Genomic DNA, 18,185 nt, shown 5'->3' on the forward strand with positions numbered 1-18,185 from the left:
TAAATGCCTATAGTGCAGAGTCATCCACGCTATTTAAATATTCTTCAATCGAGCCAATAACGGATTCCACACAACCTTCCTCAAATGGAGAGATCAAATTAGCTTCTGCTACTAATTTAGTGAAAGATGTCGACCCACCAAGCTGACAAAGATGTAAATAATCCTTCCATGCAGCTTCGTGATCCTCTCTTGAACGCTTCCAAAATTGGAATGCACAAATTTGAGCAAGTGTGTAGTCAATATAATAGAATGGGCTAGCAAAAATATGTGCTTGGCGTTGCCACAACCCACCTGCCTCATAATAACTATTACCATCGTAATCACTATGAGGTAAATAAACTTCCTCGATTTTCCTCCAAGTAGCTTTACGTTCAGCGGGGGTCATCTCTGGATTTTCATATACAGCATGTTGGAATTCATCGACTGCCACACCGTAAGGTAGAAACAGCAGTCCACTACTTAAGTGAGCAAACTTATATTTGTCTGTTTGATCCTTAAAGAACAATTCCATCCAAGGCCATGTGAAGAATTCCATACTCATCGAGTGGATCTCACATGACTCATAGGTCGGCCATACATACTCAGGGATTCCAATGTTACGACTTGTATACACTTGGAAAGCGTGGCCTGCTTCATGCGTTAATACATCAATATCTCCAGATGTTCCATTGAAGTTAGAGAAAATATAAGGAGATTCATAGTTATCGATAAACGTACAATAACCACCTGCTTCTTTTCCTTTTTTCGCAACTAAGTCCATCAATTCACGGTCAATCATAAATTGGAAGAACTCCGCTGTTTCAGGAGAGAGCTCCTCGTACATTTTCTTGCCGTTTTCTACAATCCACTCCGGAGAACCTTGTGGTGTTGCGTTCCCACTTAAGAAGTTAAAAGGCTCATCATAATACTTCAGACAGTCTACGCCTATGCGTTTTGCTTGTCGCTCATAAAGTCTAGTTGCAACAGGAACGATAAAATCACTGACCTGATCACGGAATTTTTTTACCATCTCTGTATTGTAATCGATACGGTTCATACGAATATAGCCGAGCTCTACAAAGTTCTTGTACCCGAGAGTTGTTGCTATTTCATGGCGTACTTTTACTAGTTGATCATAAAGGTCATCAAATTTCGCTTCATTTTTATGGAAAAATCCACTACTAGTCTCTTTTGCTTTTTTACGAGTATCACGATCGGTAGATTCAGCATATGGTCCCAGCTGTGCAAGTGTTAATGTTTCCCCGTTAAATTCTACTTGTGCGGAAGCAACTAGCTTCGAGTAGTCGGATGCAAGCTTATTTTCTTTTTGCATAAGAGAAATAATTTCCGGTGAGAATGCCTTAATCTGATAATCTGCCAAATCGAATAGTTGATTACCCCATTTATCCTCCAGTTCATCTCGAAAAGGTGATTGAACCAACGCTTTGTAGTATTCAGTAATCATCTCTTCAATTTCAGGATTCGTTTCATCAAAATAATCACGCTCTTTTTGATAGAACTCATCATTAGTATCGATAGATGCACGAATATAAACTAAGTTTGCTTGTGTAGAATAATCATTGCGAAATGCATTGATATTCTCAATTGCTTCATTCTGTTCTGCTACAGAAGAAGCTTCTTTAAATTTTGTTAATAACTCTCTAAATGTAGATTTGTCTTGTTCTAAATTTGGACGTTTATATTCATAATCGTTAAATGTAACCAATGGAATTCCCCTCTCTATCGTTTCGCTTTACGAAACTCCTTATTCATATTGTTTATTATTTTCAGATAAATTGCAACCACATTTTTACATATTGATAATTTACAAACGTTATTATATAATGTTTGTAAATTAATAAACAAAGATTGGTTGTGTTTGTATATGGAAGTGTCAGAATTACTTTGGAGTGCCTCTTCAGAACAGTTAAAATCAGGGTATGCTGAAGAAGACGAAATGTATATATGTATTATGTGCGGTTTTAAAGTTGAAAAGGGATTCATTTATCCAAAGAATAATATGTTATATGAAGCAGAAAAATTCATGAAGCATCATATTGAAACGGAGCATGAATCTGTTTTTCAATATCTAATAGGGCTTAACAAAAAATTTACTGGCTTAACCGAACATCAAAATAGCCTATTACGCCTCTTTTATGAGGGTAGAAGTGATGCAGAAATACAAACAGAGTTAGGAATTGGAAGCTCTTCTACGATTCGAAATCATCGTTTCGTATTAAAGGAAAAGGAGCGACAAGCAAAAGTGTTTTTAGCGATGATGGAATTGTTAAAGGCAAAAGACAATCATGCGCCGACATTTTTACCACTTCATAAGACTGCAACGATGGTGGACGACCGGTATAACATCACGCAAGAAGAACAAAAAGATATCGAAAGTAAATTCTTCCCAGATGGAATAGATGGACCTCTTATGAAATTTCCGAGGAAAGAAAAGCAAAAACTAGCAACCTTAAGAGTTCTGATCCAAAGATTTGAAAAAGGAAAAACTTACACAGAGAAAGAAATAAATTATGTACTAAAGAATGCTTATGAGGATTTCGTAACATTAAGACGTTACTTAATAGAGTATGGATTTTTGGACAGACAAGACGATGGTAGTGCGTATTGGGTGAAAAACTAAATAGAAGGATGGAATATAAATGGATCGCAAAAAAGAATTAAAACAAGAATATAAAGAAATTAAAATCGAGGGCGGAATTTACGTCATCACAAACAAACGAAACGGTAAAAAGTATGTAGCTTCTACACCTAATTTTAAAACGTTGAATGGGGTTAAATTTACATTAGAAAACGGACTCCATTCAAATAAAAATCTGCAAAAGGACTGGACTCAGTTCGGCAAAGATAATTTTGACATAGAGCATATGGAGATTATTAAAAAAGAGGAAACTGAAAGTAGGGTAGGCAAAAAAGAATTAGAAAGGTTATTGGAGAAATGGTTAGAAAAACTACAACCTTACGGTGAAGAAGGGTATCATAGCTAAAATGAATTTTATGGAATAGTAAAAAGATGGGTATCAAGAAAATAACACGATAATTACTTAATACCCATCTATTTGTAACAATCAATTCCCCAAAATATATGCCTTTAACAACGCGACACGTTCTCGCGTACGAACCTTGAATTCAACCACTTTGGGAGTTTTAGCAGCCACGACATCTGATTTCCATCCTAGTTTACTTGCTAGTACTTTGGATCGTTGTAAATGGTAGTCGCTTGTTATAAGTGTGACGGAGTCGATATTACTGGGTAGTAATTCTTGTGAAAACAGTAGATTTTCATATGTTGAGGTGGCTTTGTCTTCTAAGATGAGTCGATCTTCGGCTATGCCATTTTCCAATAGAAAATCTCTCATCACCACGGCCTCTTCGATATCTTCATCGGGACCTCGTCCACCTGAAAGTACTAATTTTACATGGGTATATTTTTGGGCATACGCAAGAGCAGCCTCCAATCGATACTGTAAAGCAAAAGAAGGGATATTCCCTTTTTTCACTTTGGCACCAAGCACAATAGCATATTGATTGGTGCCATCTGCCTTTGGATTTTGACCATTTTCAAGCCAATTACTCGTGAGAACCCATATCCCAATTCCACTAGAAATAATCACTACTAATGGGATAAGCACGATCCACCTCATTTTCTTCTTCATGATATTCACTCATTTCATACAGATGGTTTCTTCTTACTTAAGAAAGTGGAGATTCTCATCTCTTCCTTTCGCATTAAACGACGGAAATTCTCGAGATGTAGTACAACAGCCATCAAAAATAGAAATCCGGCAATAGCCATTGGCCCTACTCCTTCTGCAAACCAAATGGATGCACCGATAAAAACAAAGTAAAAAACAAACACACCAATTAATAAATAGTCCGTTAATAATGTAGTTCCGATTAATAATATAAGTCCGATTAAACCAAGCGGCCAGCTAAGAGCAAGTAGTACACCAATAAGGGATGCAGTGCCTTTACCACCTTTAAATTTAGTGTAAAGAGGGAAGTTATGTCCAAGTATTACAGCAGCACCTGCACTATATAGCAGGATGTCCTGTTCCACTATCGAAAAATGTGCGTACTGTGACACCCAAAAACCCGTCCCAATTACGACTATAACTCCCTTTAAAATATCAATTATGGCAACTAAAATGCCATATTTTGCGCCAAGAACAATAGCTGCATTTGAGGCGCCAGAATTTTTTAAGCCCTCTTTTTTAATATTTACCCCACTCAGATACTGAGCTATTTTAGAACCGTGAATGGACCCAACAAGATAACTGATCACAAGGATACAAATCATCGGAATGAGCATTTTTTTCACCCCCATTAACTTCAATATATTAAACGAATGAAAAGATGAGAAGTTTCAGAATTTTAAAGTATATGTTTTTTAATTATTCAAAAAAGTATTGACAAATAGATTGGTAGAAATCTATACTGTGAAACAAGATGGAAAACTAAATCTAATACTCTTATCAAGAGTGGCGGAGGGAATAGGCCCTACGATGCCCGGCAACCAACAAGTTCTCAACTTGGAAAGGTGCTAAATCCTACAAATTCTAAATTGAATTTGGAAGATAAGAGGAGGAACATGCGAATTTGCACCCTCTTCTTAATTGAAGAGGGTTTTTTGCTTGTTCTAATCCTCCCTCGCCTCCATAAGCGTCCATCTAACTACATTTTAGGAGGAATTCAAATGACCAATCTACAAAAAGAAACACTACTTTTACACGGTGGCCAACAACCAGATCCAGTGACTGGATCACGAGCAGTACCCATTCATAAGACAACATCCTTTGTATTTAGAGATACAGAACATGCACAAAACCTATTTGCTCTTGCAGAAACAGGTAATATCTATTCACGTATTACGAATCCAACTGTGGATGTATTTGAACAACGAATTGCATTATTAGAGGGGGGGACGGCAGCAGTTGCATTTTCTTCAGGAATGGCAGCTATCGCATTTTCTATATTAAACATTGCAGGAGCAGGAGACGAAATTATTGCTGCTGAGAATTTATACGGTGGTACGTTTAATTTATTTGCTCATACATTGCCGCGATATGGTATAACGGTGAAATTTGTAGATTCTACAGATCCAGAAAATTTCCGAGCTGCTGTGACAGATAAAACGAAAGCATTTTTTGGAGAAATTATAGGAAACCCAAGCTTAAATGTATTAGATATAGAAAACGTAGCAGCCATTGCTAACGAAGTAGGAGTGCCTTTACTTGTAGATAGCACATTTGCTACTCCATATGGATCGAACCCTATTAAGTACGGTGCTCATGTCGTAATTCATTCAGCGACTAAGTGGATTGGTGGTCATGGTACTACGATTGGTGGAGTTGTAGTAGATGGAGGAAACTTCAATTGGGACTCCGAGAAATTTCCAGGATTCACACAACCGGATGTGACCTATCATGGTCTAAGATATGGAATAGACGTTCCAAACGTGGCATTTGCAGTGAAATTACGCGTTCAATTGCTTCGTGATTTTGGTCCAACTTTAAGTCCTGAAGCAGCATTTTCCTTTTTACAAGGACTAGAAACACTTCATTTACGCGTACCAAAGCATAATGAAAATGCACAAAAAATTGCGGAGTACTTAGAAAGTAACGAAGAAGTAACTTGGGTTAACTACTTAGGTTTAGAAAGTCATCCCTCCCATGAGCTTGCTAAAAAGTACTTACAGAATGGTTTTGGTTCCATCCTAACTTTTGGAGTGAAAGGTGGTAAAGAGGCAGGTCGTAATATTATCGATAATATTGAAATTTGGTCGCATGTAGCTAATGTCGGGGATGCTAAATCGCTAATAATCCACCCTGCATCTACAACACATCAGCAGTTAACTCCTGAAGACTTGGTGAAATCGGGCGTTACAGAAGACTTAATTCGCTTGTCTGTTGGACTAGAGGCGGTTGAGGATTTACAGTCTGTCCTTGATAAAGTACTTGTGGGAAAAACAAATGTCCTCTCTAGATAGAATTTTATTGATAATTGAGTAAAAATGGGCTACAATATGTAAAATAGTTCTTCGTATATGAATGCGATTAGATTTTACAAATTGAAGCAAATTGGAACTCAATTGTGCAAATTCAGTTGGAGGAGATAGCATGGCGACGATAAAAGCAGCAATCCTAGGTTTCGGAACAGTCGGGCAAGGGATTTACAACATTGTAAATGAAAAAAGAGAAGATCTGAAAAAGTCTTTAGGATTAGAACTAGAAATTAGTGCGATCCTCGTAAACAATGTTGGAAAAGAAAGAATGGCTACACCTGGTGTGTTAGTAACTGATAACTTTGAGGATATTATTAATATACCTGGACTCCAAGTGGTATTCGAGGCAATTGTAAATGAGGAACCGGCATATAACTACTTATGTAGAGCGATTGATAAAGGATGTCATGTAATAACAGCAAATAAAGTAATGTTCTCCAAATATAGTATTCCATTACATGAGCGTGCAAAGTCTCGTGGAGTATTTATAGGATATGAAGCAACAACAGCCGGCGGAGTTCCAGTTATTAAGACATTAAAAAATCTATTACAAGTTAACTCAGTGAAAAGAATCCAAGGGATCTTAAATGGTACGTCGAACTACATTTTGACACAAATGCGTCAGGATGAATGTCCATTTGATGACTCATTAAAAGAGGCGCAGGACCTTGGTTATGCAGAAGCAGATCCATTTAACGATGTGTCCGGGCAAGATGCTTTCCGAAAACTGATGATACTAAGCGCACTAGCGTTTAAAAAACAGCCCAATTGGAACGATGTTCGTGTAGTTGGTATTGATGAAATCTCATTAGAGGATGTCCGCAAAGCCAAAGAACAAGGACTACGTTATCGCCATGTAGCAGAAATAGAGCAAGACGAAAACGGTGAACTATACGCATCAGTTGGTCCACAACTAGTAGGGCCAGATCATCCATTATACTCAATAGAAGGTGTAAACAACGCAGTTGCACTAGATACAAACTATATTGGAACATTAACATTAGTCGGTCCAGGAGCAGGTATGTACCCAACAGCAAGTGTGATGGTAGAAGATTATGCAGAAATAATCGGAAAAAGAGCTGGATTCTTTATTACGATCTAATTTTTAGTTTAGGGTACTAGTATATTTTATTTGCTTACTTGATTGAAGTGGAGGGCGGCGACTCCAGCGGGAAAAGCGAGACAGTCGAGACCCCGCAGGGAGCTTAGCGACCGAGGAGGCTCGGCCTCGCCCGCGGAAAGCGTCCGCCTTTAACGGAAATCAACAGTATTGTATACAGGGCCAATTAATATAAAAGGACATTCTCCTCATTCGGAGAACGTCCTTTTCCTTTGTATTAATCTTCGTCTTTTACATCAATATCATCCGGAATCGGAGTATTTCGCCATTCATCGATTTGTCGCTTCAAATCCTCAATTTGCAGTAAGTGCGTTTCAAATTGAGCACTATTCACGTAATACTCTTCCCCATCAAAAATAGCACGAATTTTTTTCTCTGAAATATATCGTTTTACTTGATCAATAGGCATTGATAAATAATTCGCAGTTTCTTCTACTGTCATATACATGTAAAATGCCTCCTATCCTTATTAGTATAAGATACGATTGGCGGTAACTCAATATGTGCTATATTGGAAGTTAGAAAATGTGGAAAGGTAGGGAGAAAACTTGACCGTATTACCATACATATTTGTTCTACTTGGTGCTATTTTATGGGGGACAACAGGCACTGCACAAACATTTTTACCAGACAGTGCGCATCCTTTTATCATTAGTGCTGGACGATCAGCAACAGGTGGATTATTCCTGCTGATCATTATGGTTTTATTAAAAAAAATTAAATTCCGTTCATGGCCCTGGAAGCAAACACTATACGCCGCTGTATGTATCTCTTTGTTTCAGCTCTTATTCTTTTCTTCTGTGCGTTTAACAGGTGTAGCTGTAGCAAGTGTGGTTGCCATTGGAAGTGCACCAGTATTTTCAGGTTTAATAGAATGGATATTTTTAAAGATGCGCCCTACAAAAGTGTGGGGATTCTCGACTGGCTTAGCTATTATAGGTTGTATGTTATTATTTGTTACAAAAGGTGAAGTGAGTATAAATCCATTTGGGGTTCTGTATTCCTTAATCGCGGGTATTATCTTTGCATTGTATACAATGACAAGTAAATCTATGTTGCAAAAAGAAGAGGCAATGTCGGTCGTTGCAATGACTTTTTCACTAAGTGCTTTACTGTTGACGCCTTCTTATTTCCTATTTGACGTGAGTTGGTTGAATGATGCAGGAAACATAGGAATCATTTTTTACTTGGGAATAGCAACAACTAGTATTGCATATGTATTATACGGCTGGGGTCTTCGTAAAATACCCGCCTCCTCTGCGTTAACTTTGTCTCTGGCAGAACCGACGACAGCTGCTTTACTTGGGGTAGTTGTGGTAGGGGAAATTCTTAGTACAACCTCTTGGATGGGGATTGGTTTATTGCTTGGGAGTATCGCTATTTTAACACTAGGGAGTAAATCGGCTAGGGGACAATCTGAAGGCGTAGGTAAAGTGTCTGTTTAACTAAGACTGTAAATAAGGAGGGCTGTTTCGAGAAATCGGAACAGCCTTTAATTATTATTCTCGTTTAAAACCCTAACACTGCTCGAACATCTGTCATATAAGACTGACTTACCGGTAATTCGGTTCCGTCCTGTAACTGTATTAACAAATTAGAAGAAAAATCGCGGACGATTCGGTCGATAAATGAAATATTAACAATATAAGAGCGGTGAATACGTAAAAAGTTATCTGGTAACCGGAGTTGTAATTCCTTCAAAGGGATACTAGTTTTATAAGGCTCTTTATTGGCGTAGAACCATGTCTTTTTTTGAAGACTTTCAATATGAGACACTTTTTCAATAGAGATTGGTTTCCATTCGTCTTCCTGCTTCCCGGTTAAAAACTTATAAGGAGAAGTAATGGGAACTGCATGATGAGGGGGGAGTATAACAACCAATGCCGCTTTTTCACCATTAATCTCAATTGGATAACCAATTCCGTAATAGGGAACTTGAAATAATGCATCTTCTAATACAGCTTCTATTCTACATCCTCTCGTCAGTACTAGATCAGCTACACTATTAGGATGGATTTTCTGTCCTGCTTTTAGATGAAGATCATGCCCTCCTGCTTGGTAGTAAATATACTGATCTCCAGCCGCTATAGCGATAGAGGCCTCTTTGGGCACCCATTCCTCCATTATTAAACTATACTGTTTTAGTTGCTCTATTTTAAAATCCACTAATACACCTCGTTTTCATAATATTCTGCGTTCATCTCACTAATCCTTCGTTCATCCTAAAAAAACAATATTTCATCCAAATATCTATACAAAAAACATCTTTCTGTTATATATTAGATTACAAGAAAAGGAACTGTTATGATACAGTAAAAAAGTCGTATTTTTAAACAGTGTTCCTCCACAAAATATTAAGGGGTGTATGTACATGTCAAAAAGACAACAACAGGTAGAAGAGCTTCAACAACAATGGAAAGAAGAAAACCGTTGGAACGGTATTGAACGTCCATATTCTGCAGAAGATGTAGTGAAATTACGTGGCTCTGTCATTATTGAACAAACATTAGCTCGAAAAGGTTCAGAACGTTTATGGAAGTCGCTCCATCAAGAAGACTTCATCAATGCCCTTGGAGCTTTAACTGGTAATCAGGCAGTGCAACAGGTAAAAGCTGGACTTCAAGCAATTTACTTAAGTGGCTGGCAGGTAGCAGCAGATGCAAACCTTTCAGGTCAAATGTATCCAGATCAAAGCTTATACCCTGCAAACAGTGTGCCGGCAGTAGTTAAGCGTATTAACCAAGCGTTACAACGTGCAGATCAAATTGACCAAGCGGAAGGTAGAGAAGATGAGTTTGACTGGTTTGCACCTATTATTGCAGATGCAGAAGCTGGGTTTGGCGGACCATTAAATGTTTTCGAACTGATGAAAGGTATGATTGAAGCTGGAGCGGCGGGTGTCCATTTAGAAGATCAACTTGCTTCTGAAAAGAAATGTGGACATCTTGGTGGGAAGGTTCTTCTACCTACTCAAAATGCCATTCGTAATTTAGTATCAGCTCGACTAGCAGCAGATGTAATGGGGGTTCCAACTGTATTAATTGCACGTACGGATGCAGATGCGGCAGATATGGTGACGAGTGACATTGACCCACGTGACGCAGATTTCATAACTGGTGAAAGAACACCTGAAGGGTTCTTCAAAACAAAACCAGGAATTGACCAGGCAATCGCACGTGGTTTAGCATACGCGCCATACGCGGATCTTATATGGTGTGAAACTTCTCATCCTAGTTTAGAGGAAGCTAAACAATTCGCTGACGCTATACATGCAAAATTCCCAGGTAAATTGCTAGCGTACAATTGTTCACCTTCCTTCAACTGGGAAGCAAACTTGGATCAGGAAACAATTGCAAAATATCAAGTAGAGCTAGGGAAGATGGGTTACAAATTCCAATTCGTAACACTAGCGGGGTTCCATGCGTTGAACCACAGCATGTTTGAACTAGCGCATGATTATAAAACAAATGGTATGGCAGCATACTCTAAACTCCAACAAGCAGAATTTGCAAATGAAACAAAAGGATATACAGCTACGAAACATCAACGTGAAGTTGGGACCGGATACTTCGATGAGATCTCACAAATCGTGTCAGGTGGAACTTCCTCTACTACGGCGATGAAAGGCTCTACAGAAGTAGCACAGTTTGCTTAAACCAAACATGGGGATGGGAGGTTAATGATAAATGGAACAACTAACGACTAAAAGGATTGAAATTTTAGGGAAAGAGGTTGAAGGCATTGACGAAATTTTAACGCTAGAAGCATTAGATTTCGTAGCTTCCCTCCATCATCTCTTTGATAAGAGAAGAAAAGAATTGCTACAAGCACGTCAGTTTCGTCAAGAGAAATTAGATAACGGGGCAACATTGGACTTTTTATCGGAAACCAAAACAATTCGAGAAGGAGACTGGACGATAGCTCCCCTCCCAGAGGACTTACAGGATCGCCGCGTCGAAATAACTGGCCCGGTTAATCGTAAAATGGTCATCAATGCATTAAATTCAGGGGCAAAGACATTTATGGCTTGTTTTGAAGACGCGACTTCGCCCACTTGGGAAAATATGATTGAAGGTCAGCTCAATATGCGTGATGCTGTTCGCAAAACAATCTCTTATACACAGCCTGAAACGGGTAAAGTATATAGCTTGAAAGAACAACCAGCAGTCCTCATTGTAAGACCTAGAGGATTCCATCTTTTGGAGAAAAATATACGGATAGATGGTGAGTCAATCTCTGGTAGCTTCTTCGACTTTGGACTTTATTTCTTCCACAATGCAAAGGAAGCGATTGCTCAGGGAACTGGTCCTTATTTTTACTTACCGAAGTTAGAAAGTCATTTGGAAGCACGATTATGGAATGATATTTTCGTCTATGCACAGCAACAATTAGAAGTTCCTAACGGGACGATTAAGGCAACTGTTTTAATCGAAACAATCATGGCGGCATTCGAAATGGATGAAATTTTATATGAGCTTCGAGAGCATTCGGCAGGTCTAAACTGTGGACGTTGGGATTATATTTTTAGTTATATTAAACGACTTCGCAACCAGTCCCAGGTCATCTTGCCCGACAGAGGTCAAGTGACGATGACGTCACCATTTATGCGTGCTTATTCGCAGTTATGTATCCAAACCTGCCATAGACGAAATGCATCAGCCATCGGTGGAATGGCTGCACAAATTCCCATAAAAGGGGACGAAACAGCAAACGCAACAGCTTTCGCAAAAGTAAGCGAAGATAAACGGAGAGAAGCAACGGATGGACATGATGGAACATGGGTGGCACACCCAGGGTTAGTGCCTGTCGCTTGGGAGCAGTTCCAAGAACATATGCCTACGCCAAACCAAATTCATCGAAAACGAGAAGACGTCCAGGTAACAGCGGCTAATTTACTCGAAGTACCAAAGGGAACTATAACCGAAGAAGGCCTTCGTATGAACTGCAGTGTAGGGGTTCAATATATAGCATCTTGGCTACGTGGAAATGGAGCAGCTCCGATTAATAACTTAATGGAAGATGCTGCAACAGCAGAAATTTCTCGTACACAAGTATGGCAATGGATTAGGCATCCAGAAGGAAAGATAGAGGATGGACGAAAAATTTCCATCACTTTAGTAGAACAAGTTTTAACAGAAGAATTAGGGAAACTGAAAGCAACTTTTGGAAATGACATATATGGAAACGGTCGCTACACAGAAGCGGCAGAGTTATTCCTATCATTAGTAAGAGAAGATGAATTTATCGAGTTCTTAACATTGCCAGGCTACGAAAAGATTAGCTAAAAAAACAATCCATTCAAGGAGGTGATTTGCATGAAATTAACTACTCAAGAAGTAAATACAAAGCATTGTCGTGAATGTGGATGTGTTATTAATGAGCAAGTAGAATCATCCCTTTACGAGTGTGAACGTTGCATCGGCATGAACGAGGAATAACTATATCAAAAAAACAGGAATGTCTATAAATCTTAAGAACTTGTAAGTAAATTTAAATTATAGAATATAAACCTTCTAACTAATCTTTTTTAGATATGTTAGGAGGTTTTTATTTTTTTAAAGCATTTGTGTCATAATAGTAGTTAATATTAGGTATTAGAGAATCTAGGGGGTGTTAAAATGGCAACTTCTGAAAAAGAGTTAAGGACCTGCAACAAAGGGCATAAGTATTATAAAAGTAGTGACTGTCCGACTTGTCCAATGTGTGAACAAGGAAGCAAACCTAATAGCGGTTTTCTATCGCTGCTCTCTGCACCAGCAAGAAGAGCGTTGATGAATAACGAAGTTACTTCCTTGCAGAGGCTCTCTGAATTCAGTGAGAAAGAAATTTTAAAGTTCCATGGTATAGGTCCCGCTTCTTTGCCAACACTTAAAGAAAGTTTAAGAAGAGAAGGTTTAACCTTCAAAAGTTAATAATGTATACAAAATGCACCGCAAAAATGCGATGCATTTTTATGTGGTTATTTAGATTGTTATTCTGCAGGATACGTGGTCTGAACAGTTTTTTGCCCATTCTCTTCTACATATTCAATGATTAAATGTGTGCCTTCTTCTACATTTTCAAACTGAGGCATCGCCACCTCAGATAATTGCATTACTTCTGTTTCACCAGCTAGGTTTTTTACTTCAATAGAGTGTGGATCCACTAGTCCGGTAAATTTTATTTCCTGTGTTTGAACGACAAGTTTTCCCGGTGAAGTCAATAACTCATACGCAACTTTTTCTTTTTGGTCATTTAACCCTTTGGCGGTGGACCAAACGGTCAATGTGTAAGGACCTGGGGGAATTCCCACAAGTTCTTCTTTCAGATTAAGTGGAATCGTCCATTCCTCATTAGGCTGAAGTTTCTTTTCTTTTATTTCTTGCATGAATAATTTATTTGCTGAATATGTGTAAATGATTTCCTTCTCATTATTTAATAGTTGGAATTCGATTTGTTGACCACTGGACATTTCCAAAACTGCTTCTTCTGAAGTCTCATTCTTTAGCGTAAATGATCCTTCTCCATTTGTTGTTATATCAATTCGTGTGGATACAGTATCTTCTACGGCATCACTTCCAGTTGTAGATTCACTTAGACTGGATCCACAACTAGCCAATATAAAGAGGGGGATTACAAGTAATAAAATCCAATTGATTGTTTTGTTCTTTCTCATGTTGTACACCTCCTGTTTATAAATTAGACCATCTTTTGGATAAAAAGTTTCATAAGATGAGAACAAAATTTTCCACAAAAAAACTTCCCTGTGTTAAACACAGAGAAGTAGTTATTACGCTTTTACTGGGCTAAATTCATGAACCCATACAGTCATATGAGGTAACCAAGGCATGCCAGGGTGATAAGACAAGATGGACTGTTTATAATCTTCCACTGATTCAAAGCCTTCTTGGTTTGCATGTTCATCCATCAAGTCACCAAGTGTTTGAATATATACACGGTCTACAACGAATGATTGTCCTTGAAGCTCCATAATCTCGCCTACATCTGCGTAGCGACCATTACGTCGTGTAGCAGTTTTTTTACCTTGTAATACTAAAGCAACATCTGATTCCATTGTCACTAATCGTTCAATGGAACATGTTTTTGGAGGTAAAGTTGTTGTTTCTTCGTGATTTGTCATTGATAGTCCACCTTAAAAAATATTTTTCTACTTCTAACTAGTGTACATGTAAAATGTATTGCGGACTATGGTTAGATAAGCACTTTTTAGGTTGTTGGAGCAAATTGCACAGAGATCACTTTATGCTCAAGTTCAACTGGAGACTGTTTTTCCCTCATTTATGAACATTTTCGTGTTATTAAATTATTTCCCAGCCCATTCATAGGCTATCTCTTGTTTCTTATCACTTAGTTCCTTTGCAGCTGACCAAGCGATAAGGGTGTATGAGCCAGCAGGAACTTCCGCCAATTCTGTTTTTAACTCAAGCTGGATAACGACTTCTTCGTTTGGTTGTATCACATTTTCGGACATCATAAGGACAAATACTTTGTCGGCAGAATAAGTAAATACAATATTTTTTTCATTGTCTAAAAGCTGATATTCTACTTCTTGGCCACTACTATACGTTAAAGTTGCTTCTTCATTTGTTTCATTTTTAATCGTAAAAGTAGCATTCCCATCTTCTTTAACTTCTAGTTTAGTTGTAATAGTTTTTTCCTCCTTTGGTTTAGATTCATTTCCAGTAGTAGTATCTGTATTGTTCGTTCCGCAGCTTGCTAAGATTAATATGAGGGAAAAGGTACATAAACCAAAAATTATTCTTTTCAAATTAATCACTCCTCTACCTTATTAGACAGTTCTGCGGATGAAAAGTTACATATGAACTTCCTGACTTATTTTCTTAAGAATTTCTTCATATTTTCCCTACTGGAATGTTAAGGAATGAAGGGTACAATAAGTAACATAAGAGTGATGAGGGATACATAAATCATATCGTGCAGACCAAGGAGGTAAGCGAATGACACAGTTCACAGTATTAGTAACCGACGATGACAAGGACATTCGAGATGGTATCGAGATTTATTTGAAAAATGAAGGCTACCACGTTTTAAAAGCTGCAGATGGATTAGAAGCATTGCAGTTAATAGAAGAAAACGAAGTTCATGTCATTGTATTAGATATTATGATGCCTAAAATGGATGGAATTTCAGCGACTTTTAAAATTAGAGAACAAAAAAATATTCCTATTATTATGCTAAGTGCAAAAGCTGAGGACTCAGACAAAATTCATGGGTTATCGGTTGGAGCAGATGACTATGTAACAAAACCTTTTCATCCGATGGAATTGGTAGCACGTGTAAAGTCTCAGCTTAGAAGATATACCAAGTTAGGAAATTATCAGGGGCAGCAGCAAGTTATCGAACTAGATGGACTAACACTAAACAAAGAAGCGAAGGACCTCTCAGTAGAAGGAGAGTCCGTTAAACTAACACCAATTGAATTTAAGATTACAGAGCTACTAATGGTTAATGCAGGACGTGTTTTTTCGATCAATGAAATATATGAACGCGTTTGGAATGAACCAGCATATAACGCTGAAAATATAGTAGCTGTTCATATCCGGAAAATTCGAGAAAAGATAGAATCAGATCCTAAAAATCCTAGATATTTAAAGGTGGTGTGGGGCGTTGGCTATAAGATCGACAAGTAAAATGAGTTTACTTTTATCTGTAGTGGCAATTGTCTGCGGGATACTTTGTTTGTTTTATTGTATAACCAACCTTGTGCCTATAGTAGAAATTAGAGAAAGCTTTGTAGAAATTATTCAAAACATGAAAGGGGGAATAGTGGGGTGAAGAAACCAATTATAAAGGATATAATACTTTCTTTGTTAGCGGTGATAATGGTTTTAGCATTTTTTACTTTAACTAGAGAAAGTGGTAATTATATAGGGAAAAACTATTTTGATAGTGATGGGTTTAAAATAGAAGTGAGCAATTTTGAGTCGTCCATTGTTTCGCTTATTTTAGCTGTTCCAGAAAAAGAAGAAATGAAGAAGAATATTACTGTAACAGCGGAGGAAATAGATGAACATCGCTATCAGTTTGGTAGTTTGCAAGAGCAACTTGACTCTATCACCGCTCAATATGAAGCAAGAACAGACGAAGCATCAATTGCAGAGCGAAACAAAAAAATGGAGGACATTACAAAAAACTTTGAGAATAATGAATATGTAGCTGATAAAGTGAGAGTGGAAAAGGAAAAGCTAGTGGATGAGTACTTTCAAGTTTTAGAGGCAAGTAAAAATGAATTCCTAAATTATAATGACGAGTTTATATATAGTTTAAAAAATACAGAGACGGGTGAAAAATTTAATAACGGCGATTTAGATACAAAGCTTGCTTATAAAAAAGAGTATTCAAGTAAGTCGACGTATTTAAAGGGCAATGTGATAAATGAAAATACAGAAAACTCCTCGTATCTGCAAAATTTAGTTGGCTATAGTTTTCCAAAATTCGAAGGAACTATTGCTATACCAGAGGCTAGTATTATAAATGGGGATCGGGCGGATAACTATCAGTATTTTAAAAAAGAAGAAAGATTCTTTTATGGGATCCTCATTCTAGGTGTCCTAGCCACTATTGCATTTATTGTATTATGGAAGAAAGACAAGGTTCATTTTCAGCATGAAGAGGGAAAACGTAAATATCATAGACTGCCAATAGATGTTCAGTGGGTATTATTTTTTGCCAGCATATTTATTGTATTTATTGCTACGAATGAATTGAGAATGAGTATTTTACATTATGGTGGATTCGATATTCCAATCTTTACATTACTCCTTGCAGTGTTCTTAACAGCTTTAGCGTTCTATCAATGGCAGTGGATTAAAGGAAGTTTTGAAGATATAGATTGGAGTAAAAGCCTCTTATACAGTTGGTTTAAATCTTTAGAAGGATTATTCTTAAAACGCACTATTGGGATGCAAACGTTGATCATGCTCACGGTTATATTCCTCTGGGGATTTGGAACAATGATGGTTTTCTGGCAACCTGCAGTATTACTACTTTGGATACCAGCAACTATATTTATAGGTATTCCAATACTGGTGTTCTTATTGGCTAGAATGTCATACTTGAACCGAATTATTATGAAGACGGAAGAAATGGCAAGAGGCGTAATTGGCAATGAGATTGAAGTAAGAGGGAAGTCACCGATTGCTGAGCACGCCGCTAACTTAAATGGACTTCGTAGCCGTATAAAATCATCCCATTCGGAGCAAGCAAAAAGTGAACGCTTGAAAACGGAGCTTATTACAAATGTTAGCCATGATCTTCGTACACCGCTAACATCTATCATTACGTATACCGATTTGTTAAAAAATCCAAGCATTACAGATGAAGAGCGAGCATCCTATATTGCAATATTGGATAAAAAGTCGATGCGTTTGAAAACACTAATTGAAGATTTGTTTGAAGTATCTAAAATGACAACCGGCAATATCGAATTAGATAAACGAAAAGTAGACTTAACGCAGCTCTTGCAGCAAGCAATAGCTGAACATCAGGAAGACATTGATAAGTCGGGTCTAGATTATCGTGTAGTCATTGGCACAAAACCAATCATGTCCTATGTCGATGGACAAAAGTGGTGGAGAGTCCTGGATAACCTCATTATTAATACACTGAAGTATGCCCTACCTAATACTCGTGTATATATCAATTTGGACCAAATGGACGGAGAAGCCGTGTTCGTCATCAAAAATATAGCGAAGTATGAGCTAGGCAATGATGTGAATGAATTAACCGAGCGATTCAAACAAGCAGACACATCTCGTCATACAGAAGGTTCCGGACTTGGCCTTGCAATCGCACAATCCATCGTGGATTTACATGGAGGCAGCTTGCAAATGGAAGTAGACGGAGATCTGTTCAAAGTAACGGTGAAAATTGCAGTAATAGTATAAAAAAAAAGAGAAATCCCAGTGGGGTTTCTCTTTTTTTATGCTTCGGAAATGGTCTTAGTTGTAATTTTGAGCTGTTTAGTTGGAATAATGGAGAGGTTAGTTGGAATTTTGAATGATTTAGTTGTAATAATGAGCATGTTAGTTGGAATAGTAAAAA

The 18,185-nt window shown here is 37.8% G+C and carries 19 protein-coding genes and 1 riboswitch; of the genes, 11 read left to right on the forward strand and 8 right to left on the reverse strand.

The genetic code is table 11. The features are described 5' to 3' along the window. Positions 1-7 precede the first annotated feature (7 nt). Entirely contained in the window at positions 8-1,705 is a 1,698-nt protein-coding gene (locus MKX39_RS00915; RefSeq protein WP_340767931.1) for a M3 family oligoendopeptidase, read from the reverse strand. 159 nt (positions 1,706-1,864) lie between these two features. Here MKX39_RS00915 and MKX39_RS00920 point away from each other — a divergent pair, with 159 nt between their 5' ends. Both MKX39_RS00920 and MKX39_RS00925 read left to right on the forward strand, forming a co-directional pair. Further along, positions 1,865-2,620, forward strand: a complete 756-nt coding sequence (locus MKX39_RS00920) for a DUF2087 domain-containing protein (RefSeq protein WP_340767933.1) — start codon at positions 1,865-1,867, stop codon at positions 2,618-2,620. A 19-nt stretch (positions 2,621-2,639) separates the two neighbouring features. Beyond that, entirely contained in the window at positions 2,640-2,984 is a 345-nt protein-coding gene (locus MKX39_RS00925; RefSeq protein ID WP_340767934.1) for a GIY-YIG nuclease family protein, read from the forward strand. 81 nt (positions 2,985-3,065) lie between these two features. On the opposite strand, the gene MKX39_RS00930 is transcribed toward MKX39_RS00925, so the two are convergent. Both MKX39_RS00930 and MKX39_RS00935 read right to left on the reverse strand, forming a co-directional pair. After that, positions 3,066-3,653: a YdcF family protein gene (locus tag MKX39_RS00930; RefSeq protein ID WP_340761152.1), complete on the reverse strand. Its 588-nt coding sequence runs from the start codon at positions 3,651-3,653 to the stop codon at positions 3,066-3,068. A gap of 14 nt (positions 3,654-3,667) precedes the next feature. Next, the gene (locus tag MKX39_RS00935) at positions 3,668-4,309 is read right to left on the reverse strand and encodes a glycerol-3-phosphate acyltransferase (protein WP_340761153.1); all 642 of its coding nucleotides are present in this window, start codon (positions 4,307-4,309) and stop codon (positions 3,668-3,670) included. A gap of 157 nt (positions 4,310-4,466) precedes the next feature. Further along, a riboswitch (SAM riboswitch) is annotated at positions 4,467-4,581 on the forward strand. Between the two features lie 112 nt (positions 4,582-4,693). Between MKX39_RS00935 and MKX39_RS00940 the strand changes: the two genes are divergently transcribed. Further along, complete coding sequence (locus MKX39_RS00940) at positions 4,694-5,986, forward strand: O-acetylhomoserine aminocarboxypropyltransferase/cysteine synthase family protein (RefSeq protein WP_340767935.1); 1,293 nt, start codon at positions 4,694-4,696, stop codon at positions 5,984-5,986. A gap of 130 nt (positions 5,987-6,116) precedes the next feature. Next, positions 6,117-7,103, forward strand: a complete 987-nt coding sequence (locus tag MKX39_RS00945) for a homoserine dehydrogenase (protein WP_093536548.1) — start codon at positions 6,117-6,119, stop codon at positions 7,101-7,103. A 235-nt stretch (positions 7,104-7,338) separates the two neighbouring features. Here the strand turns inward: MKX39_RS00945 and MKX39_RS00950 are convergent, their stop codons facing one another. Next, positions 7,339-7,569, reverse strand: coding sequence for an excisionase family DNA-binding protein (locus MKX39_RS00950; RefSeq protein WP_093536546.1), 231 nt, complete (start codon positions 7,567-7,569; stop codon positions 7,339-7,341). A 100-nt stretch (positions 7,570-7,669) separates the two neighbouring features. On the opposite strand from MKX39_RS00950, the gene MKX39_RS00955 reads away from it, so the two are divergent. Then, entirely contained in the window at positions 7,670-8,566 is an 897-nt protein-coding gene (locus tag MKX39_RS00955; protein ID WP_340761155.1) for a DMT family transporter, read from the forward strand. Between the two features lie 64 nt (positions 8,567-8,630). Here MKX39_RS00955 and MKX39_RS00960 read toward each other — a convergent pair whose 3' ends face one another. Next, the gene (locus MKX39_RS00960; RefSeq protein WP_245762660.1) at positions 8,631-9,287 is read right to left on the reverse strand and encodes a LytTR family DNA-binding domain-containing protein; all 657 of its coding nucleotides are present in this window, start codon (positions 9,285-9,287) and stop codon (positions 8,631-8,633) included. Positions 9,288-9,492: 205 nt separating this feature from the next. Between MKX39_RS00960 and aceA the strand changes: the two genes are divergently transcribed. From aceA to MKX39_RS00980, 4 genes are all read left to right on the forward strand, one after another. Beyond that, positions 9,493-10,776, forward strand: a complete 1,284-nt coding sequence (gene aceA / locus MKX39_RS00965) for an isocitrate lyase (protein WP_340761157.1) — start codon at positions 9,493-9,495, stop codon at positions 10,774-10,776. A gap of 31 nt (positions 10,777-10,807) precedes the next feature. Further along, positions 10,808-12,406, forward strand: a complete 1,599-nt coding sequence (gene aceB, locus MKX39_RS00970) for a malate synthase A (RefSeq protein ID WP_340767937.1) — start codon at positions 10,808-10,810, stop codon at positions 12,404-12,406. A gap of 30 nt (positions 12,407-12,436) precedes the next feature. Then, positions 12,437-12,559, forward strand: a complete 123-nt coding sequence (locus MKX39_RS00975; RefSeq protein ID WP_139219905.1) for a protein YhfH — start codon at positions 12,437-12,439, stop codon at positions 12,557-12,559. Positions 12,560-12,739: 180 nt separating this feature from the next. Next, a complete protein-coding gene (locus MKX39_RS00980; RefSeq protein WP_093536538.1) occupies positions 12,740-13,033 on the forward strand; it encodes an RNA polymerase alpha subunit C-terminal domain-containing protein in 294 nt (97 codons plus the stop codon). Positions 13,034-13,092: 59 nt separating this feature from the next. Here MKX39_RS00980 and MKX39_RS00985 read toward each other — a convergent pair whose 3' ends face one another. The 3 genes from MKX39_RS00985 to MKX39_RS00995 all read right to left on the reverse strand — a co-directional run bounded on the left by MKX39_RS00985 (position 13,093) and on the right by MKX39_RS00995 (position 14,889). Next, positions 13,093-13,776: a BsuPI-related putative proteinase inhibitor gene (locus MKX39_RS00985; RefSeq protein WP_340767938.1), complete on the reverse strand. Its 684-nt coding sequence runs from the start codon at positions 13,774-13,776 to the stop codon at positions 13,093-13,095. 114 nt (positions 13,777-13,890) lie between these two features. Beyond that, entirely contained in the window at positions 13,891-14,241 is a 351-nt protein-coding gene (locus MKX39_RS00990; RefSeq protein ID WP_093536534.1) for an ASCH domain-containing protein, read from the reverse strand. Between the two features lie 183 nt (positions 14,242-14,424). Then, complete coding sequence (locus MKX39_RS00995; protein ID WP_340767939.1) at positions 14,425-14,889, reverse strand: BsuPI-related putative proteinase inhibitor; 465 nt, start codon at positions 14,887-14,889, stop codon at positions 14,425-14,427. Between the two features lie 190 nt (positions 14,890-15,079). Between MKX39_RS00995 and MKX39_RS01000 the strand changes: the two genes are divergently transcribed. Then, positions 15,080-15,772 (forward strand): response regulator transcription factor, encoded by a 693-nt coding sequence (locus MKX39_RS01000; protein ID WP_340767941.1) that lies wholly within the window; start codon positions 15,080-15,082, stop codon positions 15,770-15,772. A gap of 141 nt (positions 15,773-15,913) precedes the next feature. Then, positions 15,914-18,028 carry a sensor histidine kinase gene (locus tag MKX39_RS01005; protein ID WP_340767942.1) on the forward strand — a complete coding sequence of 705 codons (2,115 nt, stop codon included), beginning with the start codon at positions 15,914-15,916 and terminating at the stop codon, positions 18,026-18,028. Positions 18,029-18,185 lie beyond the last annotated feature (157 nt).

It is taken from the genome of Psychrobacillus sp. FSL K6-1464 (assembly GCF_038003145.1).
Classification (GTDB): domain Bacteria; phylum Bacillota; class Bacilli; order Bacillales_A; family Planococcaceae; genus Psychrobacillus; species Psychrobacillus psychrotolerans.